Source organism: Haloarcula salinisoli (assembly GCF_019599405.1).
Classification (GTDB): domain Archaea; phylum Halobacteriota; class Halobacteria; order Halobacteriales; family Haloarculaceae; genus Haloarcula; species Haloarcula salinisoli.
On the sequence record NZ_RKLQ01000002.1, the window covers coordinates 862513 to 889049 of the forward strand.

The 26537-nt window shown below is 62.8% G+C and carries 32 protein-coding genes; 17 read left to right on the forward strand and 15 right to left on the reverse strand.

Going from position 1 to position 26537, the window contains the following annotated elements:
* Positions 1 to 212 precede the first annotated feature (212 nt).
* From EGD98_RS13625 to EGD98_RS13635, 3 genes are read left to right on the forward strand one after another with little or no spacing between them, the layout of a single operon-like run.
* Positions 213 to 884: a DsbA family protein gene (locus EGD98_RS13625; protein WP_220588914.1), complete on the forward strand. Its 672-nt coding sequence runs from the start codon at positions 213 to 215 to the stop codon at positions 882 to 884.
* Positions 884 to 1495, forward strand: a complete 612-nt coding sequence (locus tag EGD98_RS13630; protein ID WP_220588915.1) for a hypothetical protein — start codon at positions 884 to 886, stop codon at positions 1493 to 1495. The genes EGD98_RS13625 and EGD98_RS13630 overlap by 1 nt, the downstream gene beginning before the upstream one ends.
* 51 nt (positions 1496 to 1546) lie before the next feature.
* Entirely contained in the window at positions 1547 to 2077 is a 531-nt protein-coding gene (locus tag EGD98_RS13635) for a hypothetical protein (protein ID WP_220588916.1), read from the forward strand.
* A 5-nt stretch (positions 2078 to 2082) separates the two neighbouring features.
* Here the strand turns inward: EGD98_RS13635 and EGD98_RS13640 are convergent, their stop codons facing one another.
* The 3 genes from EGD98_RS13640 to EGD98_RS21045 form a co-directional block, all read right to left on the reverse strand.
* Entirely contained in the window at positions 2083 to 3720 is a 1638-nt protein-coding gene (locus EGD98_RS13640) for a methyl-accepting chemotaxis protein (protein ID WP_220588917.1), read from the reverse strand.
* A gap of 132 nt (positions 3721 to 3852) precedes the next feature.
* The gene (locus EGD98_RS13645) at positions 3853 to 5040 is read right to left on the reverse strand and encodes a redox-regulated ATPase YchF (RefSeq protein WP_220588918.1); all 1188 of its coding nucleotides are present in this window, start codon (positions 5038 to 5040) and stop codon (positions 3853 to 3855) included.
* 144 nt (positions 5041 to 5184) lie between these two features.
* The gene (locus EGD98_RS21045) at positions 5185 to 5319 is read right to left on the reverse strand and encodes a hypothetical protein (RefSeq protein WP_268899185.1); all 135 of its coding nucleotides are present in this window, start codon (positions 5317 to 5319) and stop codon (positions 5185 to 5187) included.
* Between the two features lie 165 nt (positions 5320 to 5484).
* Here EGD98_RS21045 and EGD98_RS13650 point away from each other — a divergent pair, with 165 nt between their 5' ends.
* Positions 5485 to 5733 (forward strand): hypothetical protein, encoded by a 249-nt coding sequence (locus tag EGD98_RS13650; RefSeq protein WP_220588919.1) that lies wholly within the window; start codon positions 5485 to 5487, stop codon positions 5731 to 5733.
* A 230-nt stretch (positions 5734 to 5963) separates the two neighbouring features.
* Positions 5964 to 7241 carry an FG-GAP repeat protein gene (locus EGD98_RS13655; RefSeq protein ID WP_220588920.1) on the forward strand — a complete coding sequence of 426 codons (1278 nt, stop codon included), beginning with the start codon at positions 5964 to 5966 and terminating at the stop codon, positions 7239 to 7241.
* A 24-nt stretch (positions 7242 to 7265) separates the two neighbouring features.
* Here EGD98_RS13655 and EGD98_RS13660 read toward each other — a convergent pair whose 3' ends face one another.
* The gene (locus tag EGD98_RS13660) at positions 7266 to 8270 is read right to left on the reverse strand and encodes a deoxyhypusine synthase (RefSeq protein ID WP_220588921.1); all 1005 of its coding nucleotides are present in this window, start codon (positions 8268 to 8270) and stop codon (positions 7266 to 7268) included.
* A 103-nt stretch (positions 8271 to 8373) separates the two neighbouring features.
* Between EGD98_RS13660 and EGD98_RS13665 the strand changes: the two genes are divergently transcribed.
* Positions 8374 to 9954 carry a succinic semialdehyde dehydrogenase gene (locus EGD98_RS13665; RefSeq protein ID WP_220588922.1) on the forward strand — a complete coding sequence of 527 codons (1581 nt, stop codon included), beginning with the start codon at positions 8374 to 8376 and terminating at the stop codon, positions 9952 to 9954.
* A 48-nt stretch (positions 9955 to 10002) separates the two neighbouring features.
* Here the strand turns inward: EGD98_RS13665 and EGD98_RS13670 are convergent, their stop codons facing one another.
* Both EGD98_RS13670 and EGD98_RS13675 read right to left on the reverse strand, forming a co-directional pair.
* Positions 10003 to 10563: a SprT-like domain-containing protein gene (locus EGD98_RS13670; RefSeq protein ID WP_220588923.1), complete on the reverse strand. Its 561-nt coding sequence runs from the start codon at positions 10561 to 10563 to the stop codon at positions 10003 to 10005.
* On the reverse strand, positions 10563 to 11330 hold the full coding sequence (locus EGD98_RS13675) for a Nif3-like dinuclear metal center hexameric protein (RefSeq protein WP_220588924.1): 768 nt from the start codon (positions 11328 to 11330) through the stop codon (positions 10563 to 10565). The genes EGD98_RS13670 and EGD98_RS13675 overlap by 1 nt, the downstream gene beginning before the upstream one ends.
* Before the next feature lie 102 nt (positions 11331 to 11432).
* Between EGD98_RS13675 and EGD98_RS13680 the strand changes: the two genes are divergently transcribed.
* Together EGD98_RS13680 and EGD98_RS13685 are read left to right on the forward strand one after the other, a co-directional pair.
* Positions 11433 to 11708 (forward strand): zinc ribbon domain-containing protein, encoded by a 276-nt coding sequence (locus tag EGD98_RS13680; RefSeq protein WP_220588925.1) that lies wholly within the window; start codon positions 11433 to 11435, stop codon positions 11706 to 11708.
* A gap of 150 nt (positions 11709 to 11858) precedes the next feature.
* Complete coding sequence (locus EGD98_RS13685; RefSeq protein ID WP_220588926.1) at positions 11859 to 12104, forward strand: hypothetical protein; 246 nt, start codon at positions 11859 to 11861, stop codon at positions 12102 to 12104.
* A 36-nt stretch (positions 12105 to 12140) separates the two neighbouring features.
* Here EGD98_RS13685 and EGD98_RS13690 read toward each other — a convergent pair whose 3' ends face one another.
* The gene (locus EGD98_RS13690; RefSeq protein WP_220588927.1) at positions 12141 to 13811 is read right to left on the reverse strand and encodes an ArnT family glycosyltransferase; all 1671 of its coding nucleotides are present in this window, start codon (positions 13809 to 13811) and stop codon (positions 12141 to 12143) included.
* 784 nt (positions 13812 to 14595) lie between these two features.
* Here EGD98_RS13690 and EGD98_RS13695 point away from each other — a divergent pair.
* Positions 14596 to 14922 (forward strand): DUF4870 domain-containing protein, encoded by a 327-nt coding sequence (locus EGD98_RS13695; protein WP_220588928.1) that lies wholly within the window; start codon positions 14596 to 14598, stop codon positions 14920 to 14922.
* A 204-nt stretch (positions 14923 to 15126) separates the two neighbouring features.
* Entirely contained in the window at positions 15127 to 15762 is a 636-nt protein-coding gene (locus EGD98_RS13700; RefSeq protein ID WP_220588929.1) for a hypothetical protein, read from the forward strand.
* Positions 15763 to 16110: 348 nt separating this feature from the next.
* Here the strand turns inward: EGD98_RS13700 and EGD98_RS13705 are convergent, their stop codons facing one another.
* Positions 16111 to 17181 carry a tyrosine-type recombinase/integrase gene (locus EGD98_RS13705; protein ID WP_220588930.1) on the reverse strand — a complete coding sequence of 357 codons (1071 nt, stop codon included), beginning with the start codon at positions 17179 to 17181 and terminating at the stop codon, positions 16111 to 16113.
* A gap of 188 nt (positions 17182 to 17369) precedes the next feature.
* Positions 17370 to 17651, reverse strand: coding sequence for a hypothetical protein (locus tag EGD98_RS13710; protein WP_220588931.1), 282 nt, complete (start codon positions 17649 to 17651; stop codon positions 17370 to 17372).
* 426 nt (positions 17652 to 18077) lie between these two features.
* Here EGD98_RS13710 and EGD98_RS13715 point away from each other — a divergent pair, with 426 nt between their 5' ends.
* A complete protein-coding gene (locus tag EGD98_RS13715) occupies positions 18078 to 18356 on the forward strand; it encodes a transcriptional regulator (RefSeq protein WP_220588932.1) in 279 nt (92 codons plus the stop codon).
* A gap of 7 nt (positions 18357 to 18363) precedes the next feature.
* Here EGD98_RS13715 and EGD98_RS13720 read toward each other — a convergent pair whose 3' ends face one another.
* From EGD98_RS13720 to EGD98_RS13745, 6 genes are all read right to left on the reverse strand, one after another.
* Positions 18364 to 18738, reverse strand: coding sequence for a hypothetical protein (locus EGD98_RS13720; RefSeq protein WP_220588933.1), 375 nt, complete (start codon positions 18736 to 18738; stop codon positions 18364 to 18366).
* 98 nt (positions 18739 to 18836) lie between these two features.
* Positions 18837 to 19019: a hypothetical protein gene (locus tag EGD98_RS13725; protein WP_220588934.1), complete on the reverse strand. Its 183-nt coding sequence runs from the start codon at positions 19017 to 19019 to the stop codon at positions 18837 to 18839.
* Positions 19012 to 19215, reverse strand: a complete 204-nt coding sequence (locus EGD98_RS13730) for a hypothetical protein (RefSeq protein WP_220588935.1) — start codon at positions 19213 to 19215, stop codon at positions 19012 to 19014. Before EGD98_RS13730 ends, EGD98_RS13725 begins: the two co-directional genes overlap by 8 nt.
* A 90-nt stretch (positions 19216 to 19305) precedes the next feature.
* On the reverse strand, positions 19306 to 20205 hold the full coding sequence (locus EGD98_RS13735; protein ID WP_220588936.1) for an AlbA family DNA-binding domain-containing protein: 900 nt from the start codon (positions 20203 to 20205) through the stop codon (positions 19306 to 19308).
* A 53-nt stretch (positions 20206 to 20258) separates the two neighbouring features.
* The gene (locus tag EGD98_RS13740) at positions 20259 to 20513 is read right to left on the reverse strand and encodes a DUF7692 domain-containing protein (protein WP_220588937.1); all 255 of its coding nucleotides are present in this window, start codon (positions 20511 to 20513) and stop codon (positions 20259 to 20261) included.
* A gap of 229 nt (positions 20514 to 20742) precedes the next feature.
* A complete protein-coding gene (locus EGD98_RS13745) occupies positions 20743 to 21285 on the reverse strand; it encodes a hypothetical protein (protein WP_220588938.1) in 543 nt (180 codons plus the stop codon).
* Positions 21286 to 21423: 138 nt separating this feature from the next.
* Between EGD98_RS13745 and EGD98_RS13750 the strand changes: the two genes are divergently transcribed.
* From EGD98_RS13750 to EGD98_RS13775, 6 genes are read left to right on the forward strand one after another with little or no spacing between them, the layout of a single operon-like run.
* Entirely contained in the window at positions 21424 to 21867 is a 444-nt protein-coding gene (locus tag EGD98_RS13750) for a DUF8023 family protein (RefSeq protein ID WP_220588939.1), read from the forward strand.
* Positions 21868 to 21873: 6 nt separating this feature from the next.
* Positions 21874 to 22110, forward strand: a complete 237-nt coding sequence (locus tag EGD98_RS13755; protein WP_220588940.1) for a hypothetical protein — start codon at positions 21874 to 21876, stop codon at positions 22108 to 22110.
* Positions 22107 to 23924, forward strand: a complete 1818-nt coding sequence (locus tag EGD98_RS13760) for an Env/VP5 family phage fusion protein (RefSeq protein ID WP_220588941.1) — start codon at positions 22107 to 22109, stop codon at positions 23922 to 23924. The genes EGD98_RS13755 and EGD98_RS13760 overlap by 4 nt, the downstream gene beginning before the upstream one ends.
* A 4-nt stretch (positions 23925 to 23928) precedes the next feature.
* The gene (locus EGD98_RS13765; protein WP_220588942.1) at positions 23929 to 24486 is read left to right on the forward strand and encodes a DUF8063 family protein; all 558 of its coding nucleotides are present in this window, start codon (positions 23929 to 23931) and stop codon (positions 24484 to 24486) included.
* Complete coding sequence (locus tag EGD98_RS13770; RefSeq protein WP_220588943.1) at positions 24483 to 25262, forward strand: hypothetical protein; 780 nt, start codon at positions 24483 to 24485, stop codon at positions 25260 to 25262. The genes EGD98_RS13765 and EGD98_RS13770 overlap by 4 nt, the downstream gene beginning before the upstream one ends.
* A complete protein-coding gene (locus EGD98_RS13775; protein WP_220588944.1) occupies positions 25259 to 26413 on the forward strand; it encodes a hypothetical protein in 1155 nt (384 codons plus the stop codon). The genes EGD98_RS13770 and EGD98_RS13775 overlap by 4 nt, the downstream gene beginning before the upstream one ends.
* Positions 26414 to 26537 lie beyond the last annotated feature (124 nt).

Genomic DNA, 26537 nt, shown 5'->3' on the forward strand with positions numbered 1-26537 from the left:
CAGAGCGAGCGGGCGACGGTCGTCCGTGTGGCCGTGCTCGGTGGCTGCGTGGTGGGCCTCGGCACTCATAGGGTTCGTCACCGCCGGGGAGTCACCCCGGCTCGGAACACTGGCTCGTCATCGGCCGGCCGCACCTACCGGTCGCTGGCGGTTGTCCCTTTCGGGTGCAAATTGGAACAAGGGCTAAAGGACCCCAGAACCTCGGAGTAGCCATGAACAGGCGACGATATCTGACACTCGCCGGCGCGGGTGTCGTCGGCTCGCTCGCGGGCTGTGGCGGCAGCAGCGGCAGCGGACCCAACGGGAGCAACGGCGGCCAGTCCATCGACGACCACCCGGCGGCGGCGAACCTCGAGGCCCAGCCCCGACAGGGCGACCTCGGCGGGAACGTCGTGCTCGCCTTCGAGGACCCCTCGTGTACGCAGTGTCGGCGGTTCCACGAGAACGCGGTCCCGAAAATCGAGGAAAACATCGTCGACGCGGGCGAGGGGGCCTACGTCGTTCGGACCTACCCAATCATCTATCCCTGGGGGAAGCCGGCGACGCAGGCCTTGGAGTCGGCCTTTGCCCGCAGCGAGGGGGCGTTCTGGGCGCTGTTTAACCACTACTTTGCCGAGCAGGGACAGTTCAACGACGACAACGTCCTCGACCGCACGGAACAGTTCCTCACGAACTCGACGGATATAGACGGGTCGTCGGTGGTCGCAGACGCCAGAAACGAGGCCCACGACGACGCGGTGCAGGCGGACATCACGGCCGCCGAGGACGCCGAGTTGCCACAGCAGACGCCCATCGTCCTGCTCTTTCGCGACGGCCAGTTCGCCACGCGGGCCAACGGGAGCGTGAGCTACGACCTCATCGCCAACGCGCTGGAGGTCAACTGATGGGCGCCGTGGGGCGGTCGCTGCGGGGCGTGCGACTCCCCACTCGGCCCCGGGACTGGCAGCTGATGGGCCGGACCGTGCGGCTCGTGCTCACGGTGCCGACCTACGCGGTCATCGCCGTCCTCGCCAGCGCCCTCTCGCTGACCGCGTTCGTCGTCTCGCTGAACGTGCCCATCGTGCTGGACCTCGTGGTCGGTGGCTCGCTCCCGCTCTCGAGCCGGCTGACCATCCTCGGGGAGCTGTACCCCTTCGTCGGCGCCAACTTCACCGCAACGCAGGGGCTCCTGCTGGTGGCGGTCGCGCTGCTGACCGGCGTCGACGTCGCGATGGCGGCGTACCACTTCCGCGAGCACGGGCTCGACCTCCAGCAGGGCGGTGCGGGGGCGGCGGGACTCGTCCTCGGGACGCTCGGTGCGGGCTGTGCGGCCTGTGGGTCCGCGGTTCTGGTCGGGCTGTTGTCGCTGCTGGGCGTGACTGGCGGCCTGCTCTTTCTCCCGTTAGAGGGCCTCGAGTTCGCGCTCGGCGCGCTGGTCGTCCTGACGCTGTCGATTTACTGGCTGGCCGACGGGATGCGCGGCGGCGAGATAAACGGCTGTCCGGTCGACATCTGACATCCAAGCGAACAGTTTTCAGGCGGCCAACCGAACCACGGTGTACCGAGTATGTCAGAGGTGACGACCACCGAGGACGGGTCTGCGAGCGACTACGAGCATCTGCGCCGAAAGCGCAAGGAGACGGAGGGAACGGCCGAACTGGCCGAGGTGGTCGACGTGTGGATCGGAGAGCACGAGGTCGTCTGTCGGTTCGGCTTCGACTGGACCAGCGAGCGCGTCTGCCGGCGCTACGACCTCGACAGCGACCGCGACGTGGCGCGCCTCGAATCGCTGTGTGAGACCAACGGGTTCGACTTCGAGCAGGCCGCCCACCTCGAGGGAACGCTGGTCGAACTCGCCTACACCGGCGACGAGTGGGTCCCCACGGCGGAGGCCGCCTACACCGACGGCGAGGGCGGTGCCGTCGAGACCTTCCGGGCCGAATCCCGACTGCTCGTCCGGGAACTCGCGACCGCACCCGCCGTCCTCCGGCGCGGCATCGAGCGTGTTCGGGGACTGACGATGACACAGACCATCATCGGCGTCGTCCTCGTGAAGAAGGTCGCTATCGTGGCCCTGCTCGCGTATCTCCTGCTGTAGCCGGCTCAGTCGGTCGAGACCGGCTGCCCACCGGGGGAGTACCCCGCCGTCTCGTCGGCCGCCGTCTCGAACTGCGAGAGCTCCTCGCGCATCGTCCCCGCGTCAGTGGCAAACGACGAGACGTCGTCGACCATCTCGCCGAGCGTGGCGTCTTGCTGGGCGGCGGCAGAGGCGACGTCGTCGGCGACCGAGGCGGTCTCAGTCGCTATCTCACCGACGTCGTCGACGAGCCCGACGACCTCCTGTGTGGTCTCGGCCTGCCGGTCGGTCGCGCGGTCGACCTCCTGGATGCTGTCGTTTATCTCGACGGTGGCGTCGACCACGTCCTCGAGCGTGGTTATCGTCTCGGAGACGGTGTCACTCCCCTGGTCGACCGCGGACTCCATCTCGCTCATGGCGTCGACGGAGTCGCCAACCTGCGAGCGCATAGAGTCGATGAGCGCCTCCACGTCGCCGGTGGCCTCCTGTGTCTCGCTGGCGAGTTGCTTGATCTCGTCGGCGACGACCGCGAACCCCTCGCCGGCCGCACCGGCGCGGGCGGCCTCGATAGAGGCGTTCAGCGCCAGCATGTTCGTCTCCTCGGCGATACGGTCGATGACGTCGACGATCTCGGCCATGTCCTCGGCGATGGTGTCGAGCTGTCGGACCTCCCCGGCGGCGCTCATCGACTGGTGTCGAATCTCGTCGACGGCGCTCTGTGCCGCCGACGAGGTGCGCTGTGCGTCCCGTCCCAGTTCGGCGGCGGTGCCGCTGTGCTCGGCTATCTCGGTGACCGACGAGGCCATCTCCTCGACGGTCGCGGAGAGGTCGCTCAGTTCGTCGGCTGCCTCGTCGAGCTGCCGTCGTTGGGTCTCCGTGTTGTCCGATATCGACCCGACCCGCTCGGTGACCGTCCGCGTCTCGGTCCGGAGCTGTGCCCCCTGGTCGGCGACGCGGTCGCTCTCGTCGGCGATGCGCCGCGAGACCGACTGTCCGCGGCCGATAGTTCGTTCGAGCGCGTCGAGGGTCTCGTTTATCGCCGCGCCGACCGCCGCCATCGCCTCGCTCGTGCTGTCGGCGTCGACGCGGGCCGTCAGGTCGCCGTCGGCGGCCGCCGATAAAGCGTCCCGGTAGTCCGTGGCCTTCTGTTCGAGGTGGTCCGAGAGCGCTTCCAACTCGGTGCGCTCGCGCTCGGCGTCTCGCTGGGCCGCCTCGGCGTCCTTTCGCGCCGCGTCCGAGTCGGACTGTGCGCGGTTCGCCTCGGCGAGGGACTCGCCCAGCGAACGGGCCGTCCGTTCGAGCGTGTCGTAGGTCTCGCCGATTTCGTCGACCCGGTCGACGCCGAAGTCGATGTCGTAGTCGCCGCCGTCGACGGCGGTAGCTTTCTCGTTGATCTCGATTATCGCGCGGTACAGCTCGCAGTACCCCAGGAATCCGGTACAGAGCACGATGAAGGCAGCGAACGTGACGGCAGGGAGCGCGTCGGTAAACAGCACGGCAGCGATAGCGGGACCGACGAACACGGAGACGAACGCCAGGAGGAACAGCCGGACGCCGAAGTCCCTGCGGAGCGGTTCGGGGAGGTACGGCTCTGTAGCCATGGGAATCGCGCCGATACTGACGAGCAAGCGACCGACGAGCCGGTCATCGGCCGTTCCGGTCATCTTGGCCCTCCAATGTAATTCACGGCGAACGACGACAAGCGCTGCCAGGGTGACAGGTCAGACATACCCGAACGGACGGAATCGGGCGTGAAAAGCTACCAGACCCGGTTATCAGGAGTGAAATTGTCCGGCTCAGTTCGTCGTCGTAATCTCGACCACGTCGCGGTGGTCCAGTTCGGTGTCCGCGCCGATCTGGCGCTGGGAGCGCACGTCGTGGGCGTGGAGGAACCCGTCGCCGATGTCGGTGTGGAGGAAGTAGGCGAAATCCTCGGCCGTCGACCCGTCGGGGAGGACGAAACAGTCCTGCAGGAAGGTACCGTCCTCCTGTGGCTTGCGCGCGCCGGGGAAGACGGCAATCGCGTCGAGTTCCTCGAACAGCGCGGTCTCTAAGGCCTGCTGGACGCCGGTGCCGTCGAAGGACGTGACGAAGTCGCGAATCTGTTCGAGCCCTGCGGCCTTTGCCTCGGGGAGGTCCGCCGTCACCTCGAAGTCGGTGTCGCCGGGGCGGTAGTCGAGCACGTCCTGCTCGGCGCCGTTCTTGAGGGCTTTCTCGGCGTGAGCCGAGACGGGGACGAAGGTCAGGTGTTCGTAGTCGGGGTCCTCGGTCACGGTCTCCCAGTTGTCCTGTGCGGCCTCGGTGTCCATCTTGTTGGCCGCGATGACCATCGGCTTGGTGCGGATGCGAATCTCGCGGGCGAGCTCGAAGCGGTCGTCGTCGTCCCACGCGTCGGGGTCCAGTTCGAGGTCGAGCGAGAGGATGACCTGCTTGATCTCGTCCTCGTTTATTTTGAACGCCGAGAGCTGTTCCGCGAGGTCGACCTCGATATCGCCGTCCTCCCCGTGGTAGCCCGAGCGGTACCGCTCGATACCCTTCTCTAAGACGTCCAGATACCACATGTCGAGTTCGTTCTCCAGGAAGTCGATGTCCTCGCGTGGGTCGTGGTCCTCGGTCGGCTCGCCTTCCAGGTCCGTCTCGCCGGTGAAGTCGACGACGTGGATGAGCACGTCGGCCTCGTTGAGGTCCGAGAGGAACTGGTTGCCCAGTCCTTTCCCTTCGTGGGCACCGGGAACCAGCCCGGCAACGTCGACCAGTTTCGTCGGGACGAACCGCACCCCGTCCTCGCAGTAGCCGTGGTTGGGGGTACAGCTGTGCTCGAACTCCGGGGCCGCACAGTCGACACGGACGTAGGCCTCGCCCATCGACGGGTCGATAGTCGTGAACGGATACGCGCCCTCCGGCACGTCGTTCATCGTCGCCGCGTTGAAGAAGGTGGACTTGCCGACAGAGGGCTTGCCGACGAGTCCGATCTTGTAGCTCATTGGGGGATAGAACGCGAAGAGGGGCTAAAGGATTGTCAAATGGAGCGAGAGCGCGTGAGAGTCGCAACCACACCAACTCTGCTACGGGTAAAACGCGTCGTTCATCGTCGCCGTCGCAAAATCGTTATGCGATTTTGCGGCTCGTCAGAGCGCTGCTCTGACGGCAGCGTTGAAGAAGGTGGACTTGCCGACAGAGGGTGAGCGAACCGGAGGTTCGCGATCCTCGTCGGACCGCAGGTCCGACGGCGGCTTGCCGACGAGTCCGATCTTGTAGCTCATTGGGGGATAGAACGCGAAGAGAGGCGAAAGGATTGCCAAACCGAGCGAGAGCGCGTGAAAGTGCCACACACGGCAGTTGCTGGTCGGACCATCTCCGCCCGTAGCGCCCCGCCGTTTAGCCATTATAAATAAGGTGCATTGGCACATATACCATCATTACCCACTATGGACCAACAGCTGTTCGACGAGACGGAGACCGGTGCCCGCCGGAGCGTCCTCTTCGCTATCACCGTCGCGACCGGGGCGCTCTGTTTCGTGTCGGCGACCTCGGTCGTCGTCAGCGGCGCCAGCACGGTCTGGGCGCTGCCGCTGGCTGCCCTCGGCATCGGCGTGCTCGTCTTCGGCGGCTATCTCCAGCAGGGCCACTTCGAGGAACTGGTCGAGGACGACGAGTTCCTCTGGCAGCAAAACTGAGGCCGAACCCGGCCGTCGCCGGCCATCGAACCCGAGTAGTCCGCGAACCGACAAGCGACCACTTGGTGGGTCCGATACCAGCTCCCGATAGTGGCGGGACTCTGCTCACGGCCCGTGAGCTATCGCGACGAGGGCCAACTCGTCGACGCAGTCCGTCGCCGTCACACTCGAGGTGGGGAGGGAAGTATTGAAACGTTCCGACCGAGTTGTTTATCTCAGAGAGCGACAGGATGGAACGAACGAGGCGCCAGCTCCTCGGCGCCGTCGGCCTCTCGAGTATCGGGCTGCTGGCGGGCTGTGTGGGCGGGCAGGGACGGACAGCGTGTGAGCCAGCCACCGATACGGACGGGGCCCCACCGAAGAACAAACTGTTTGGCCCCGACGGTAACACCGACGACAACTTCGGGAACGCCCTCGCGATGTCGGCGGACGGTTCGACCGCAATCGTCGGTGCCGAGCGGCGCGACCGCACGCCCACGGTCGAGGCCGGCGTCGCGTACGTGTTCGAGGTCGACGGCGAGACCGGAAGCGTGGCGGCCGAACTCACACCGGACGACAGAGAGTCGAGCATGGACTTCGGCGAGGCAGTCGCGGTTTCGGCGGACGGTTCGACCGCCGTCGTCGGTGCGAGCGGGGCGGGGAAGGCCTACGTCTTCGGTCGCTCAGGCGACGGCTGGAGTCAGGAAGCCGAACTCGGTCCGAGCGACAGCGACGATGACAGTCTGGGGATGGCAGTCGGGATAGCGTCGGACGGTTCCACCGTCCTCGTGGGCGGGTTCTCTTCGACGGTCCCCGTGTTCCGACGAACAGCGGCGGGGTGGACCCGGGAGCACAGTCTCAGCCCGCCAGCTGACGCGACGGGGAGCTGGTTCGGCGCGGAACTGGCCATCGACGGTGACGGCACCAGGGCACTCATCGCGAACAGCGAGGCACCGGGACCCGAGGGTCGTCGCGAGGGGGAAGTGTACGACTACAGGCTGACTGACGGGGCCCCGACACGTGGCGAGACACTACAGATGCCGCCCGCCGAATCCAGCGACCACTTCGGCATCAGCGTCGCGCTGTCGGACGACGGGACGACCGCGGTGATCGGCTCCGATCGAAAAACCGACACGGGACCCCTTGTCGACCCGACAGCGCACGTGTTCGAGCACCGTCCCGACGGCTGGCGGCGTCTCGATAGCTTCGCCGCCGACGGGGATACCGCGTCGGGCTTCGCGACAGCAGTGGCCGTGTCCGCGGACGGCGACACGGCGTTGGTCGGTGGGCGGCTCCCGGACTCGGCGGACGGGACCCCGACGGCTGGCCCACAGCTGTTACACAGAACGGCCGATGGCTGGAGCGCAGTGAAAACGTTCACCCCGGACGACGAATCGCGGAGTTTCGGCACCCCGGTCGCCCTGGCTGGTGACGGGCGCACCGCGCTGGTCGGCGCCCGGGTGGACGACGGAGCCGACTGTCGGAGAGTCGGCGCAGCCTACGTGTTCGCCGTCCCGGCAGGACCGTAGGTCGGCCAGCGTGCCAGGGGCGGGTTACTCGCCGACACGCTCGCGAGCAGCGGCCACGACCAGCGGGAGCGTGATGGTCGCGTCGGCGTAGACTGAGACGTTGCGGGCGTCCTTCTCCAGTTTCCCCCACGAGCGGGCCTCGTCCAGGGTCGCCCCGGAGAGCCCGCCGGTGTTGGCGGGGTCCATCGTCAACTGGACGGCGTAGTCGTAGGCGTCGGGCGAGACGAGCATCGTCTGGAGGACGTAGTTCTTCGGGACACCGCCGCCGACGACCAGCGCCCCGGCGCTGTCGGCCTCGTAGGCGACGTCCGTAATCGAGGTCATGTCCGCGAGCGCGTCGACAGTGAAGTCGCTCGTCTGTGAATACATCCAGGCCTGCAGGCCCAGCACGGAGTCCTGGAAAGCGGGGCAGTAGACGGGGACGTCGTGCTCGTAGGCGGCGGCCAACACCCCGGCGTCCTCGTGGACGTCCTTTGCCTCGTTGACCTCGCTGTTGGCCCGACCGAGCTCCTCGGTCATCCGCTGGATAGAGACCGCGCCTTCGTCTTCGAGGACAGTGAAGACCTCCTCGCGGAGGTGGTTCTCGAACAGCGCGAAGTGTTCCTGCGGGAGATAGACGTTGTAGATGCGGTCCACGCCCTCGTCGCGCAGGTTCTCGTCGTGTTCGCGCTCGGTGTGACCCTCGGCGGTCACCTCGCCGTGGTGGTGCTTGCCGCCGATAGCCTCGATGGTGTCGTGGGTGCAGTTGGCCCCGGTCGTCACCAGCACGTCGACGTGGCCGTCCCGGATGAGTTCCGAAACGATGGCTCGCATCCCCGTGGGTACCATCGCGCCCGCCAGGCCGACGAAGGTAGTCACGTCGTCGTCTAGCATCTCGGCGTAGATGTCGACGGCCTCGTGGATGTCGGCGGCGCCGATACCGGCCTCGCCGTAGCTGTCGGCCAGTTCACCGACGGTCATGCCCGCGCGGGCCTCGGCGTGGCCGATGGGGTCGTGACAGAACGTCTCTCGGTCCTCGTGGTCGCTCATTGGTCCCCAGTGGTCGGCCAGCGGGCTAAAACGGCGTGGTTCGCGCCAGCCCTCTTGGAGTACCGACAAAAGAAGGATAAGTCGTCCGCCTGTTCGAGAAACAATGACCGGGTTGAACGTTTCGTCGTCGCTGTCCGAGCAGACAGTCGAGCGGTTGCAAGAGCAGATACCGCGGGTCACGGACCGTGACTCGCTGGTCGTTCGGTGCCCCTTCACCGACAGCGAACTGGGAACGGTCCCGGCCTGCCAGCCCGCCGACGTCACCGAGGCCGTCTCCCGGGCGCGAGCGGCCCAGTCCGAGTGGGCCGGGCGCCCGGTGGCGGAACGAGCGGAGATACTGCAATCGGTCGGCGACGAGATGCTCGCAAACGACTCCGAGTTGCTGGATATCGTCCAGCTGGAGGGTGGAAAATCACGTCTCGACGCCCACGCCGAACTGCTCGATATCGTCCTCACCGCCGACTACTACGCCCGGCAGGGGCCGGACCACATCGCCCCGACCCGCAAGAACGGCGCCTTTCCGCTGGTGACGACGGCTGTCGAGCACCACGACCCCGTCGGCGTCGTCGGCCTCATCGAACCGTGGAACTACCCGCTGACGCTGGCCATCTCCGATATGCTCCCGGCGTTGCTGGCCGGCAACGGCGCCGTGCTCAAACCGGCCGAAGATACGCCCTTCTCCGCGCTCAGGGCCGTCGAGTTGCTCGTCGAGGCGGGGGTTCCCGAAGACCTCGTCCAGGTCGTCACCGGCTACGGCGAACCGCTCGGTGAGCCCCTGATTTCGGCCGTCGACTACGTCACCTTCACCGGGAGCACGGGGACCGGACGGACGGTGGCGTCGCTGGCCGGCGAGCACCTCATCGACGCCTCGCTGGAACTGGGTGGGAAAAACGCCGCTATCGTCCTCGACGACGCGGATATCCCGACGGCGGTCCGGGGGCTCGTCCACGGCAGTTACGCCAACGCCGGACAGCTGTGTATCTCCTTCGAGCGGATTTTCGTCGACGAAACGGTGTACGACGAGTTCTGTGCCCAGTTCGTCGAGGCCGCCGAGGCCCTGGAACTCGGAGCGTCGCTGGATTTCGGGCCCGACGTCGGCTCGCTCATCGGAAAGCACCAGCTGGAGACGGTCGAGGCACACGTCGCCGACGCCCGCGAACGGGGAGCCACCGTCGAGACCGGCGGCCGTCGCCGGACGGACGTGGGCCCGCTGTTCTACGAACCCACTGTGCTCACCGACCTCCCAGGCGACGCCACGGCGGCCTGTGAAGAGACGTTCGGCCCGGTCGTCTCGATAACGCCGGTCGCCGACGCCGACGAGGCGGTCGAGCGCGCAAACGACACCGACTACGGGCTCCACGCGAGCGTCTGGACCGGCGACACCGCTCGCGGGAAGACCGTGGCCCGCCGAATCGAGACGGGGACGGCGTGTGTCAACGACGCGTACCTCAGTATGTGGGCGTCGACGGACGCGCCGATGGGCGGCGTCGGTGACTCGGGTATCGGTCGACGCCACGGGGCCGAGGGGCTCCTGAAATACACCGAGAGCCAGACGGTGTCGACGGCGCGGGACCCGCTCGTCCCGATGCCGAGCGTCCCGAACCGACTGTGGGCTGCCGGGTCGACGCTCACGGTCAGGGCGCTCCGGCGACTCCGGGGCCTCTCACCGCTGAGCGAGCGCTGATAGATATCCTAGATACGGAGACAGGGCAAACACGTCTCAGATACCCTCTCAGGCGAGTTCCAGCGCGGCCCCACAGCAGTCCGACCGGTACCGCTCGCGCTCGCGGACCAGCGGGCAGTCCCGGTACCGACGGGCCACGAGCCCGCCACAGCGCTCACACGTCAGGACGTACGTCGCCTCGGCGAAGGCCTGGCAGTGGACGTCGGTGTCCAGCGCCGACGCCCGCTCGCGAAACGCCTCGCCGTGGTCAGTCGTCCCGTCCCGCTGGTACTGCTCGACGTGGATGAGCTCGTGGCGCAGCGTCGCCTCCCACTCGGCCCGGTCGAACGTCTCGAAGGCCTCGCGGGTGAGCGAGAGCGTACACGGCAGCGGCCGGCCGTCGGCCCCCTCGACGGTGGTCCAATCGTACGGTTCACCGACGGTCGCATCGGGCAGTTTCGGACGCTTGACCGCCGCAGCACGGCGCTTGGCCCGGTGGGATATCTCCCACTCCACGAGGTCGAACCGTACGTCGACGCCCCACCGGCGACGGACCTCGCGGCAGTAGCTCCGGGACCACTCGAGGAGGTCCGCGTCACTCTCGACGGCCGCGTAGTCGACCCCGCACATCACAGCCCGGTGGGACAGTCGATAAACGTCGTCTCAAGCCCCCAGGAGTCGAGCCTGGCGGACAGGGCCCGGACACCGAAGGTCTCGGTGGCGTAGTGGCCCGCGAGCACGACGTTGATGCCGGCCTCCCGGGCCTCGTGGTAGGCCTGCTGTTTCCCCTCGCCGGTGATGAGCACGTCAGCACCGACGTCGACGGCCTCCTCTAGCCAGTCGGCGCCGCTGCCCGTGACGATAGCCACGTCCTCGACGGTCTCGGGGCCGAAATCGAGCGTCTGGACGGGCTGGCCGCCGGTGTCGAGATTCGCTTCGAGGGCCTCGACGAGCGCCTCGAGCGAACGCCCCTCGACCAGTCGGCCGCGCTGGCCGACCCACTCACCGCCCATCGCCCCGAACGGCGCGCGGTTGTCGAGGTCCAGCTGGTCGGCCAGCCCGGCGGCGTTGCCCAGCTGCTGGTGGCCATCGAGCGGGAGGTGAGCGACGTACAGCGCGAGGTCGTTCTCGAGCAGCGGCGCGATACGCCGGTAGTTGCTGTCCGTGACCCGCTCGATGGAGCCCCAGACGATGCCGTGGTGGGTCACGAGCAGGTCGGCGCCGGCCTCGCTCGCCCGCTCGATGGTCTCGACGGCGGCGTCGACGGCCACCGCGACGGTCTCGACCTCGCGGTCGGCGGGCCCGACCTGGAGGCCGTTGGGGCTGGCGTCGACGTCGGCGTAGGCGTCGGTGTCGAGTTCGTCGTCGAGTCGACTGGCGATGTCGCCTGTGTGCATTGGCGGCCATTCGGCGCCGGGGATGGTAGGTTTTCGGCCCGATATGAGAACGTATCACATCCGTTCCCAAAGGTTACCTCGCTCGTCGGGAAAGCCGTCCGTATGCACTCGAACGACGACGGAGATGGTGACATCGGGTGGGACCGGGAGTCGCCGGGCGAACGAACGCCGCCGGAGTACGACCACGACCGCGGCTGTCCGAAGTGTGGCTCCCAGCGCACAGAGACCGGGACCGTCCAGACTGCGGGCGGGAACCTGTCGATGATGTCCGACGTGGCGACAAACGAGTTCCGCGTCGTCAGCTGTTCGATGTGTGGCTACTCGGAGTTCTACCGGGAACGGGGCGACGACGATATCGTCGACCTGTTCTTCGAGTGACGGCGCCGCTACGCGTCGAAGACGCTCTACCCTCGGTATCGGTGGTAGGCCCCGATTCCGCTGCCCGCACGGGTCACCACCTGAGTTGTGTCTCAGGGGCCACGGGGCCCGACAACAGCGCTTATCAATTCGCCTCCGGTGTACCCGCACATGACCCTGTACGACGCACACTGTGAGGAGCACAAAGCAGTCAACGGACGACATTACCTCTCGTTCACAATCGAGGGAGCGGCCGACCTACCGGACGAGTTCGAGCTCCAGCCCTCACCGCTGGAGTACGAGCGGCTCAAGGAACACTCCACTGGCGCCGAAGACGGCGTCGGGCAGGTCCCCGCGATGTACGACGACGGCTGGGCAATCGACTGGGACGCCCTGGAGACGGCGGCCGAGGACTGACCGTCCTGTTCGGGAGTCCTCACCCGGGGCAGACGGTCACGCGTCGAGGGCTCGCTGTTGGGATTCGCTCACCGCTGCGGTCCGGTTGTACTCGTAGACGCCGACACCGCTGTTCCGGTAGACCTCGGTGAACTGCTCGCTGGAACGCAGCGACTCGTGCAGGGCCGGCGAGATGCTCGCCCCACCGCGCCCGGACATGAACCCGCCGTAGGGCACGTAGACGTAGTCGACCTCGGACGCGAACTCGTGGTCGACGAGCGTGGCGTTCACACACGAGGCGTTCCAGCAGTTCCGCAGCTCGTACTGGGCCGACTCGTGTCTGGTGAACGTCTCCTGGCCCGACCACTCGGTCCCGTACTTCACGATGACCGACGTGCGGTTGGCCAGATGCGGGAACCACTCGCTGGCGCCGCCGACGACGGCGACCTGTGCGTCGGCGGCCGTCTCGTCTTCGATCCAGTCCATCGCCGTCCGGTCCTCGGCGTCGACATACACCGGCAGCGGACTATAGGGGCTCGTCCCCGACGCAGCGGCCATGTTCTGGCCCACGAACGGGCCGACGAGGACGAGGAAAAAGACGATAGCGACCACCTGCCGCGTGGACAGGTCCGGGAGGTCGACGCGGGAGAGGGGGGCCGGCAGGCTGAAGCGAGACGGGAGGGACAGACGGGAGAGACGCCCCGTCGAGCGGTCGGGCAGGTCGATGTCCAGCTCGGTCAGCACCGACAGCGCGAGCATGAATCCCACAGCGCCCAGCGGCGCGACGACCAGAATCCCGAGCCGGCCGTGGGGCGGCACCAGCAAAACAATCGGAGCGGCCAGCCAGGCGGGCTGGTGCCACTCCCCACGGGCGACCAGCGACGCGGTGCCCACGACCGCGAACGCGGCCGGCCAGTTCAGCACGTAGCTCGTTCCCCAGAACCAGTCGACCAGCTCCCCAAGGTCCGAGAGGCTGTTGTTGAACGAGCCCTGGGAACCCGCGCCGGCGAAGAAGATGTCCGCGCCGTGGTTCGAGACGACGGTTAGCCACCACGGGCTGGCGATGACGAGCCCGCCGACGGCGATTCCGGCCCCGGTCGCCAGCCCCCGCGGCGAGCGGTCCCAGACGAGCCACGCGGCAGCGACGCCGGCCCCGGCTGCCGCGGCGTGGACGGGGTGGGTCAACACGACGAGCCCCCAGCCGATTGTCGCGGTGGCCAGCGCCCGCCGGTCCCCGTCGTTCGCGAAGTACTGGTAGGCCCCGAACATCGCGACCAGCATGAACAGAAAGCCCAGCCCGCGGATGAAGCCGCTCGCCCCCAGTAGATAGACGTTCAGCGAGACGTGCGTGCCCGTGATGATGCCAGCGACGAGTGCCGTCTCGGGACGGTCGGTCAGCACCCACGTGAGGTGATAGACGAGCGCGACGATGCCCAGCAGGACGACCGGTGCACCGAAGCGAAGCAGCGCTACGCCGTCGACGCCGAGCTCCAGGAAAACGGCCATAACGTAGAACCCCAGCGGCGGATACGCGAAGGGGACGCCCTCCGGGGTGAACCCGTCGATAGTCGTCGGCAGCGTGCCCGATTCGGCGACCGTCGCCGCCATTTCGAGGAAAAGTCCGCCCAGCAGCGCCGGGAACTCGTGGGTACGGAGGTAGGCGACCTGAACGAGCGCCGAGAGCCCGAGTGCCAGCAGCAAGAACCCCCTGTACCGGTTCAGACGCATATACTTCCGGCAGTGTAAGGACGAGCATAATATTGTTGGTACAGGGTAGGTCGCCGCGAGCAAATCGGGCACAGCCTACTGGTACCAGTCCCACGGCCGCTGGAGCGGGCCTGTCAGTCACCGGGACCACAGGCGCCGTGGCCCGGTAAATTTGAGGCCCAGCAAGAGTGCAGCGAGGACAGGAAGCACACTGCCAGCCTGTCCGATTGAGAGGGCGATTTCCAAACATCGTCCACAATCTCAGCGACTCCCGAAATCCCTTCATCGAATTTAGGTTAATAATACAACATATTCAAGAGACGAGCGGTCGGTGGATATGTGTGGTCGCTAACACTATTCCGCGAGATGCCAAACTGGAGTGTCGAAGCTGTGGGTACAGCAAACGGGCGAGCCTGCTGGTCAAACCCGCCCAGATTGCCGTGACGATGTCGTGTCAACAGTGTGGGTCCCCACTGGCACTGGCCGAGTCCGCTCGATAGCCCGACTGGTCGGGTTTTGCGGACAGCGCACCGGACCTGCCGGATGAGTCTGTGTCGCTCACAGCGACCGGGGTCTGCCCCGAGCAATACTTTTCAGCTGTCGCGTCGGCGTAGCGACGTGAAATACATTTACGCGCACCGAAGAGAGAACTAACGTTCCATCTCATAGCGGCGAAGTCGTTGCCGACCACTGTAGTATGCCGTCAACGGTGGTTTGTTCGGGTCGCAGAATTTCCATAGGTACGAACGCATGCGGTCCGTTCGAATGATTGGATTTTATCCCGCGACCCCGACTACCAGGCGACATGGCAACACGCACTGAGGGAGATACGACGCTGGCCGCGCTCGCACACGCCTCCTCGCTGTTTGCGCCCTTCGTCGGACCACTGCTCGTTTTGCTAATCGCAGACGACGGCGATACGCTCGTCGAGGAAAACGCGAAGAGTTCGCTCAACTTCGAAATCGTATTTTTCATTGCGACACTGATTTCCTTCCTGTTGGCGTTTGTTCTCATCGGGTTTCTGTTCTTGCTGATACTCCTCCCGGCCGGGCTCGTGATTCGAATCATCGGGACGCTACGGGCGAGCGAAGGCGAAATCTACCACTACCCGCTCACGCCGAATCTCATCTGACGGGGACAGATACCCATCGACCGACTGACCACACAACACTCTCGGGCTGGTCGTGGGCTATGGCATACTGACCGACCATCTGGAGTGATAACCCTCTCAAAGAATGTGTTTCGAATTAGATTTACTGAACTAACTGCTCAGTAGGTTTGGAAAATGATAATTCAGATAGATATAATTTATGTATGTGAGCAATAGTTTTATTGCATGGTTCGGTTACTAGACCGGCGGTCGTTCCTCGCAGCGGGAGCCACAGCAGGTGTCGTTACGATTGCGGGATGCGGGCAAGATAGCGGGGCACCCGAAACTGAAAATACTGAAGCGGGGACCGACGAGCCAGGGACGACGTGCGAAGAATCGAACGGCGGTAGCGCCTCGTTCGACCTGGATATAACTGCTGACCAACTCCCTGACGCGTTCGAGTCGATCAGCGTCGAGTTCACCGGATTTGAGCTCTCCGATGTCGACGGGTGCACCGTCACCCGCGAGAGTGACCCGGTGCAGTTCGACCTCGACCAGTTCGAGGCCGGATTTGACTGGAGCGAAGGATCGATAGATCTCATGGAGACAAACGTTCCGCCGGGGGAGTACGACAGCATCACGTACTTCATCACTGTTACCGATACCACTCTGTCCAGCGGTGACGGCGAACAGACGTTCCAGACCAACGAAGATGGCAGGGTACCGGGTATCCTTTGGGATTCGGGAGGGAATTCGCTCCGTATTGAAGCCGGCGAGTCGATAACAATTACCCCGCAACTGACCGTTCAGGAGGGCTTCAGTTACGACTGGAGGATGGGGAGCAAATTCGATACCCAGGAAAGCTTAGACCGACAGTCTTAGTCCTTCGCTCGACAGCTCTTTGCTGTACTGAACGATCAAGAGAGTATCCGGACTGCTACCCACATTAAGAATCACTATGAACTAATGAACTGAGCAGAAGCGAGTGAACTCGTCTCCGTTATTACAGTATATATAACCGCCCCTCTGACAACCTCACTTTTACCGAATCACCCGAGACCGCCGGGCATGGCCGTACGCGCGGCCTGTCCACTCATTCGAATTCCCGCGGCGGCAGACGACACGCGGCGCTCGAAAGTGAGCGCCGCGAGAAGTATGGGCCGGCGCGATTTTGATACATCCCGTTTCATAGGGGCCTCAATGCACTCTCTGGTCGGTTTCTGAATCGTGTTAGTCATCGGTATCGAAGTCCAAACTCTCGACGAGCGAGCGGCGCCGGTCCTCCATGCGCTCACGGAGACGTTCGCGCCGCTGCTCGGGCGTCGCTTTGTCGTAGTGCTGTTCGATGGTCTTCCGGGTCGCGTTCACCCGCTCGGCAACGTCCTGGGGCGGCCAGCCGAGGTTCAACAGCCAGGTAATCGTCCCCGTCCGGATGTGGTGGGGCGCCCGTGAGGATGGGCACTTACTCGCCTGGTCCCGCGCGGTCCACTCGCAGGCCTCGATCTCCTTGTCGTGTGGGCAGTAGCCGTAGGAACACGGCAGGGTCGCCAGATAACACCAGATCCGGATGGTGTTGCTCGTCGGTCGGCCCCGAGCGCTGGCGATGAGCGGCTGGCGCCCGTGCTCGTCGCGGCTGTCGTAGCGATAGTTCGCGATGTAGGTCCGGAGTACGTCGCCGACCGGCTCCGGGAGCGCCACCGGGCGCTCGCCTTCGAGCTTGTTCTTCAGCGGGGTACCGGTATCCGGTCGGTGCCGGAACATCACGTAAGGCGACCCGTCGAGATGGGCGTCCCGAACGTCCAGGCCGCGGATGCTCCCCTGGCGGGCGCCGGTGAACCACGCCAGTTCGAGGAACGCGTGCTGTCGGGTGCCATAATCGCTCTCGGAGTTGCGGTAATGGGACAGGAGCGAGCGGGCGGCGTCGACGCTGAGCTTCGTGTCGCTGGAGCGGTCGCCGGGGTCGAGGTCCGGAATCCGGACCGACTCGGCGAGACCGTCCTCCACGGCGCCGATGTCCTCCAGGAACTCCGTGAACACGCGGAGGGTCCACATCTCGCCCTCCAGCGTGACGGCCTTGATGTCCGCACTCCGGTACTCGTAGTACTCGTCGAGGTCGTAGCGACGGAGCTGGCCGACGGTCTCGATGCCGACCGACTCGCACCACTCGACGAACAGCTTCAGCCGGTAGCTCCAGCCCTCGACGCTCTCTTTCGTGGCATCGGAGCGCCGTCGGCGGAGATACCGCTCTACGGCGTCACCTGGGGACAGGTCTTCAGGGTCGGGACGACGGCGACCGCTCACGCACCGATCACCCCGGCGGGACCACCGACAGTTTGAGTATGGTAATCTGTGTGGATTAGCATGGGTCTCACCAGTGACGGCGAGCGCGCCGAGGGTTCCAATCTGGACGCGCCCGCCGTCGAGGGACCCCTTCGGAATCGAACCGAAGCGCCGCCAGTGGGTCCAACCACGTCGCTGTTCTCAGTCACTCACCGCTCAATCGAACGACCGTCACCCGTCGCTTCCTGGTCGAGGTCACGGTCGTAGGGGCCGGCCGGCGTCAGCAGTCGCACCTGCTCGCGCTCCAGCAGCCCACCGTCGCGGCGGTCGCGCAGCTCGTGGAAGACGCCATCAACACCATCCTGGCGGGCGCACTTCGCACACCAGAAGTGGTGATTCGTGGGCTCCCACGACCGGTGCCCCCGCGGGCAGACGAATCGCCAGCGGTCCGTTCGGTTCTCGATCTCCACCGTCGCTTTCGTCTCCGACATGAGCGGTCGGAACTGACGGGATGGGGTACAAAAATGAAAGCCCACACGCGGGTAGTGAAAGTGAAAGTAGTCGGTTCGCCACCCCGTCCAGTAGATATTGGCTCTTTCACCGGTGAAAGTAAAACCGGGGCGCGGGCAGTCTGTCGTGCCACCTGTCTTTTGGCGGCGTGCATCCGTCGTGGTCATGTGTTCGCTCTATAGAGCGGCACTCCGGCCGGCGCAGGGTCGTCGGCCACCTGCTCTTTCTCACCCTTACTGCACCCGTCGAGCCCGACTGCCGCGCTATATTGCTCACATACGCCCACCTTACTTATTTGTTGCGCAGAATTGCTCACGAACACAGATGATTGCCCAAATCTGCCGAATGACCGGTGCAACTAACACGTTCTGCTCAGATTTGCGGGTATGCGCCCGCGTGTCGAAGGCATGAACGAAGTAGACGACGCTGTCCTCGAATTCTTCGAGGCGCAGGACGAGGGGGTTGCTCTTCCCCCAACTGTTGTCTGGTATAATCTCCATGACCTGCTCGAAGTCATTGACAAGAGCCGGGATACTGTCGCTCGACGCATGCGGAAGCTCACTAACCGGGGACTCTTGACAAAGGCTTCTGAGGAGAGAGGTTATTACCAGATTACTCAGAAGGGGAGAGATTATCTTACAGGAGACATTGATGCAGAAGAGCTTCGAATTGAGAGCGAGAACTGAGGCCGTATCAACCCCACTCTGCAGGGGAGAAAATTGCTTGTCTATCTTTTTTGCTAATTGGTAGCGCTGCCGCAAATGACGGTAGTGCAATAGCCGCTGCCAGCAATAGGTTGCCCGACTGACCGAGAGGAATTAAAACTCTCCAGGTGAGAGCGATCGAGGGCAAAAGTAGCAAAAGAGGTGCTGCTCCCGTAATTCGAATTCCCATCGGAGGAAGATTGCACGCAGAGAAGTCAACAGAACGAGGCACGATGTAATACCGAATAATTAGTTTCTGCTGGTTAGTCCAAATAAAGCCTGTAAAATAGTGGGCTGCTTCGTGCATCCACCACCCGAAATAACCGACAAGAGCCATTACCAGCAACTGATACCCTAAAATCATATACGCTGAAAGTAGGTGCCTATATTTAAAAATTCTATCAGGGAGGTTGAGGTTTCACAAGCCTCTGATAAAAGTTGCAATTAAGAGACCATTATAGTCTATTTCCCCACCACAGCGTAGCTTTCCGTCTCCTCCTTGTCAATCAAATCCTCATACCGATAGGCGTGCCCACACGTCTGACAGTACACCGTCGGCCCGTCCTGGTCGACGAGATCGTGATGATGCTGTGGGCACATCACCCGCCACGGGTCCGCCAACTTCTCGCTCATAGACTCACTCATCGCCCGCCTCCGAAATCTTCCGGCAGTACTCGGCCGCCGCGTCCGCCGCGGTCTCGCCGTGGCCCTGGACAGACACGCCGCCCTGCGTCGCCAGCCAGCGGCCGTCGTCCAACTCGTCGAGGACGATGGTGGTCCAGCCTTTCGGGCTCGTGTGCAATTCGTCCTGTACTTCCTTGTCGTCGTAGGTTGCACCCATGCGAGGGACTGTGTACTGGTTGCTAAAGGGGGTGAGCCATGGGGGGAGAGTGGAAGTGAAAGTAGTCAGTATCGAGAGATTACCTTCAGACTATGAGATATCTAATTTCACATCTAATCCTTCTAACTGAGCTAATTCTTCCAAATCGCCCTCAAGCAACTCAACCTCCTCCTTAAGTTTCTGTCTTTGATCGCGATTGAATTTTTGTTCTGTTTGGGGGTAATCATCTATGACACCGCCATAATATCGCCCAACAAATACTTCTCTACTTTCAATGTCACGAATCCTGTCAAAAATGCGGTCAACTACATCCTTAGTACTCTGTTTAGAATACAGATGGGTATTATCTCTCAGAACTTGTTTTAGCGATTCAATGTTGAGTTCATGGAAGTCGGGTGGTGTGTCACTGTGAACCCTTAGAGCTGTACTTGTCCCGTTAATTGAATCATAGAGTCGGTTTATCTCCATTTCAAGCTGTCTAACCGATTGTTGTCGTCTATCCCTCTCCACAAATAGAGATTCAATTTGCTCTCTGCTCATCGGCTCTTTACTATCGTTGATTCGCATGTAGATAGCTGAATCAGAAGTTAGAACCGGTTTCCGGGATGCTTCGTAAATTCGGACAGGCAAGATAACTCGACTACTGCTGGTATCGGGGTATGCGATAGGATTGGGAACAGCTATATCCGGTACAGGATTTGAGTTCTGTATAATCCGAGTAATCGAGAGAGAAATGTCATGTTCAGGCGGTTCGAACGGGGCAGGTTCCCCATCATCAGTTACTCCAAACACGATAATTCCGCCGTTGGCATTCGCAAATGCTGTGATTTCTCGCTCTATTTTGTCGTGCCAGTCCTGCTTCGACTGGTTCTCGTCGGTAGAAAAAAGGGAGAATTTGTATTCGAGTTTCTGACTCTCCGGCTGCTCATTCAAGGAATCGACTGTTTCAGTATCCCAGTCGTCTACATCTATGGGAAATGGTTGCGTCATATTCGGTCAAAGGGTCGCAAGGCTCAAATCAGCGTGGGTGGGGGTGGAAAGAGCTATAACTTGATCTCGACGGTCTCTGCGATTTCAATCTCATATGTTCCTGGAACCCGAAGCGTCTCGGCAATCTCTCGCTTCTGCTGAACGGTCAAATCATCCCGAGCCAACACTTCCCGGATTCGCTCGTCGATTCTCCAGGAGAACTCAGCTGACCGCATGAGCGCCTTCGTCTTGTTGCAGCTCCAGAACTCGGCGGCCTGCTCAATGGTATCGGTTCGGTGCGCGTGTTTCCCGTCTTCGCGGATTCGCATACGCTCGCTCGTGAACACGACGGCAAAAACGTGGTATTCTCGACTCACTGGAACCGGTCTAACTCATAAAGGTCCCCGCAGCCCATGCCCATCGCTCGTCGACGTCTTCCACTGAGCCAGTGATTCGGGTCGGAATATGCACACGGCCAGTTTCCGCTCGTGTGCATATCGCGTCGAAGGCAATCTTAGAGCTGTGACCCCATGGGGTCCAAAGAGATGGTATGTGAGGTCACTCGTTGTCTTCTACAGAATCTTCTTTAGTATTAGATTTTAGAATATACATATTTGATATAATATGGTCTTTGAAAATCCCAACCGACCGTCTTATTCCGAGTGAATCTTGCAATGCTCTCTGGTGAATAGCGATACTCCCAACAAAGAAAATCAGTGATATCAGTAGTAACACTACAGAGACATACACAAACAGTGTTGATAATGTAGTAGCAGTTGATGAGATTAGTTCTTGGGAGAAAGAAGGTGGAAGTTCAATTAGAAGGGATATTAATAGCAATATCCCAGCCATGCCCAATCCCAATACGGTAACTCTTGCTAGATGATACGAATGGCCGAGCTCACTATCAAACGCCAATTTCTGGCTTTCGGGATTAATATTAATTTCCAAGGCCTGCCTTCTGGGATCGTTCCACGCTGCGCGCTCCATTTTCTCTCTCCATCGTTGCCTGATATTATATACAATTTCCATATAAATTCCTACAGCAGGTAATGCTAGAGCAACGAACTGTACCAACATCATAACGATATTTAGCTCCATGTGTAGCAATAAGGTTGATAACAAGTAGGATTTCCGTCCGATACCTGTTTACCGTCCCAACTCGATTTATTGGCTACCTCACTTTTACCGAACCACCCGAGACCGGCGGACACGGCCGCACTCGCGGCCAGTCCAACCATGTTCGGAAAGATCGACACCGTTGATGCATTGATGGGCGGGCTCTTCACGCTCGCTTCGCTCACTACCACCGGCGTTTTCACCGGTGGCAAGCTCCAGCCCGGTGACATCGGCCTCGGTGATGCCGTGTGGTCCTCGGGCGGCACGAGCATCTCTATCGCGTTCCTCCTGGCGCTGACCGCTATCGGCGCGGCCTACGCCACCAACCGCCTCGACGACAACAAGAGCGGGCGCGATATCTCCGTGAACACCGATATCTCGGAAATCGCCAAGGGCCAGGCCTCCATCGAGACCTACGTCGCCGGCGGGACCCTCGTCATCGTCCTACTGAGCGGCTTCAACCTGCTGGGCTTCCAGGAGCTCATTCAGTCCCACTGGATCGCTGGCTACACTGTCACCGGCCTTCAGATGGGTGGCTACTACGTCTTCAGCTGGATGGGGTGACCTGATATGGATCGCTTTTTCGGCTACGCTGGCCTGTTAGTCCTCGGACTGACCGGCACGACCATCAGCAGCGCCGTCGCCGGTGACCCCGTGCCTGTCGTCATCCCCGGCGTCGCCGCGTTCGTCCTAGTCGCGCTGCACCACGTCGCCACGAACGAACGCGGCGACGGCGACCTCGACGACAACCGCGACGGACTGACCGACGTGTATCCCGATGGGCATGGGCAGGAGGGACACCAATGACCCGACGCGACAGCTGGCGCTCGGTCGCCCTCGTCGTCCTCCTGGTCGGCGCGACGCTCGCCGGCGCGGCCGGTACCGCTTCAGCAGCGGGCGGCGGCCCGTACACGCATAGCTTCGACACCAGCAAGAGTACGCTGCTGATTGATTTCGGCAGCCACTCGGGCCAAGTCGATATCAAGCTCACCAGCGACGAAGTGCCCGGAAGTAGCGATATCATCTACGCCGGAACGCTCTCGACCAACCAGATGAGCAACAACAAGGTGTACTTCGTCAACGGCGGGGCCTACAATCAGGTCACGGCGACGATAACCGGGCCATCGAACCGGCCCACCTTCTCCCATGAGGGAGACAAGATTGCTCGCGAGGCCTACTCCCTCGGCGGTTCCGGCGGCGATGTCGATATGAAGTGCGGACCGCTCGAAGAAGTCCGGGCCTCAACCGGCAGCGGGGCAGCAGCGGTGGACTGTACCGGCTATCCCGGAATCAGCAGCATCAACACGTCTGAAACCGACGCCGAACAGACCAAGATAGACCTCTACCAAGACGCCGCCAATCTCGAAGCCGGCAACGACGCCTACTGGTCGTCCTCCAATAACACGCTGCTGACCGCCCGGTCCAAGGCCCGTTCGGAGGGGATCGAGGCCTACGTCTCTGCCGTCAACAACGGCAGCGGCGAAATCGTCGCGCAAGAGGCCGCTATCGACGCTGTTGAAGAAAACTATGCCGCCCTTCAGCGGAATCTCAACAACCGCTGGCAGGCCTCGATAGCGACCCAGATGAACATGATACGGACCGCCAAAAACGAAACCAGCATCTCCGGCAGCTACGCCAGTCAAATCGTCCTGTACCAGCCCGGACAAACCGATCTCCATGACTTCCACCTCCAAACTGACGACGGTAACTCGGGCGGCGATACCTCCCAGACGCTCACCCTCGCCGATGGCTCCACCGTCGAAAGCCGGATTCTCTGGGCCAGAGGCGATAACGTCTACGACCTGACCCGTAAGAAGTCCGTGGCAATCAATCGCCAGAGTCCCTGGGGCCACGGCAAGAGCGTCAGCTGGGCAGCCGTGCAAGTCCAGCCCTATGACTCTTCGGTGGGTCCACAGACCGCGTTCAGACCGCGCAAGTACGCGATCCGCTGGAACGCCATCAAAGAGCAAAACAAGCAGGTCGAAGCGGAGATGCGGACGCTGGCCAACCGGACCTACCCCGAAATTCAGTCGGGCGAACTCGACCCGAACGAACTGCTGACGCCTCAGGCCAGCTCGACCATCGGCCCGGAGTCCGGGAACTACTCGACGTACGTCTATCGACTCCTCAGCTCGGTCGGCGTCGACAGCCCCGAGAACCTCGAAAACCTCGGCTCGATGACGGTCAACGTCTCCGACGGTGGCACCTACGAGGGTATCCTGCTGTCGCGAGACACGCCAGCCAACGGCTTCGAAGTCGGCCAGACCTACGACCCCGACCGGCTCAACGGCAGCCAGTATCTCCTCCAGGGCAACCAGACCCGGACGCTGGATAGCACCTTCACGCTGGAATCCGCGACGAACACCGACGGCGACTCACTCGACAGAGTGCGCTATCGGGACGGCAGCTACCGCGTGACCAACGTCACGGAGCTACGGGAGCTGTTCAATCGGAGTTCGTATGTCCGTTCTCAGATTGAGGCCCGCCAACAGGACCGCGTGGCGAACTCGGGCATTCCCGGCAGCGACGGCGGTGGCCCAGACACCCAGCAGTATCTGTTGCTCATCGCCGGTGGCGCGGTCGCCCTGATAGTCGTCCTAAACTTCGCCAATCAGAGATAGCCCCATGAGATTCCCACTTTTCGCGCTGCTGCTCGTCGTGAGCGCCACGCTCGTCGGCAGCACTCCGGCCGTCGCACAGTCCGCTAATCAGGCTGACGCCAGCCCACAGCCCACCGCAGCCAGCACTACCGAGCGCATCGACAACCAGACCACTATCGTCGAGTCCCGCATCGTCACCGAAGGGAACCGGAGCGTCGTCCGGTTGACCCTCCGCTCGGAGTCTGCCCAGGCCATCTCAATCTCCGACGCGAGTAGGTTCCGGCAGGGTGGCGAGGTGCCCGTTCGGACGGTGGTCATGAAAGCCGGCGAGACTGCGACGTACGAAATCCCCATCAACAGCTCCAGCGGGTACGTCGCGCTCTCGATCAGCACCGAGCAGACGCCACTCTACGCCGAGATTCTGCAACGGCCAGCCTCAGAGTCCAGCGGCCTCGACGTGCTGCGCGCGCTCACCTCGATCCAGGCGTGGTTCGCCGGCGCCTTCGTCGCGTTCACCTGGGTCGGGCTGGCCGCCTACACCGTCGTCCGTCGCACCGGACAGGCCCCGGAGGTGGCGACATGAGCCACCCGACGTTTGCCACCTGGCGCGACCGCCTGACCTACCTCCTGGCGGAGTACAAAATCCTCGTCATGGGGATGTTCCTGGGCGTCCTCGGGCTCGTCGCGTACTACCAGCCACAGGCACCCGAACTCCCCGACTGGATTCCTGCGATTCTGGCCGGCTGGATACTGCTGGGGATGCCCTGCTATCTGACCGGGCTGAAGATTGCTCGGTGGCTCCACCGGCGCAACTGGGAGACGGTGTTCCACATCAACGCCGTCACTGGCGAACGGGAGAAGTACAAGGTCCCCCCGGAGACGTGGAAACAGCGCGAGAACGTCGACGCCGCGCCGAATCTCGTCAACGACGGCGACGCCTACGAAGTTCGGGATATGGAGTGGCTCGACGACATCGACGCCCTGGAAGTGAGCGGTACCTGGCTCGGCGCGGCGAAGGATTCGGAGCTCATCACCGCCAGGGCACACATGGAGCGGGTTCACGATTCGCTCCTGGACAAGGCCGCGACGCTCGCCCAGCTGCGCGGCGAGTGGTCCGACAACGCCGTCACTCTTCAGGAGAAGCTCATCAATACCGGCGCGGAGGCTCGCGAGCGCGGCCTCATGCTGGACGAGAACGCCACCGCCGACACCTGGGAGGAGATGCGCGGCAACATCGAAGAAGAGCGCGACGAGATCCTCGAGGTTTCTGAGCGCGACCTCGCCGAAGACGAGCGCCAGCATATGGGCAATGGGCATGGGCAGCAGACTAATCCGCAGACGAACGGGGGCCAGCCATGAGCGACGACAACGACGTCTACACCGTAGCCGGCTTTCGCGAGCACCAGGACGGCTATCACGAACGGGACCCGGATGCGGCCCCCCACGCTGGCATCGTTCGGGACCCGCTGGTCTCTCGGTATCTCGCCGTTCAGGAACAGCACTACGACCCCGACCAGGCCGACGCGCCCGGCCGAATGCCCGGACAGGCCCGGAATCTTGAGGAAGTCCAGCAGATACGTGGGATAGCGGCCACAGAGACCGCCCGCGAGGCACTGGAGAACGGCGACATGACCAGCCTGAAACACCTCACCGGTCAGCAGGACCAGCGGGCCGATATCTCCGGGATGAAAGCTATCAGCAAAATAGACCAGATCATCGAATCTCCCGCGCCGGTGATTGTCCTCTTGGGCGAGATGGGCGCGGGCAAGACGAACATGGCCGGCCTCATCGGCCAACGGGCGAAGCACTTGCTCGGCGTCGAGCAGATCGCCAGCAACATCAAATCACTCAGCGAGACGACCGAGTGGGTCGATAGCACCGGCGAGGTTCGGAACGGCTACGTCCCGAATCATCACACGCTGGAGCAGTGGGTCCAGCAGGACGGCGACCCGCTCGACCATCCCCAGCAGGCCAAGCTATTCATCGGCGACGAGTTCAGCAGTAAGGCGACAGGAACGGGCAAACAGGGCCACCTCACTCGGCAGAAGATGGGGCCACTCGTCTACAAGATTCGGAAGTACAACGGCCTCCTCATCTACATCGCACACGACGAGAGCTCTATTCACCCGCTGCTGTGGCGGCTCGGCGTCATCATCAAGAAGACCAGCAAGAAGGAAGCCGTCGTCGCCGAGCGGGTGAAGAACGGCCAGCTTCGGGATACGTTCATGGAGATCGAGGGGATTCCGCCGACAGACTGGCGCTACAACGACAAAGAGGCGAGTTCGTGGTCGTGGACAGACGGCGAAGAAGAGGAGGAGCCCGACCCGGACGAAGTGGCCTACGACGTGGCGCTATGGACCGTACGGAGATGCAAAGAAGACGGCCTGACGCACCGGGAAACGGCGAAATATGTGCCCTTCGGAAAATCGTGGGTTGGGAAACGGTGGCCCGAAATCCAGGACGGTGACCACGATATGGCCATGGACAGAGTGCGGAGTATAACTGCATGACAGCAGCGGTGTGTCCGTCTGTCCACGTCCACACAGGGGGCTTTACGACTGGCCCACAGCCGCCCTCTGGTCACACGGAGACCGAGAGGGAATCCATGGGCCGACCGTCTGAGCGACGAGAGGA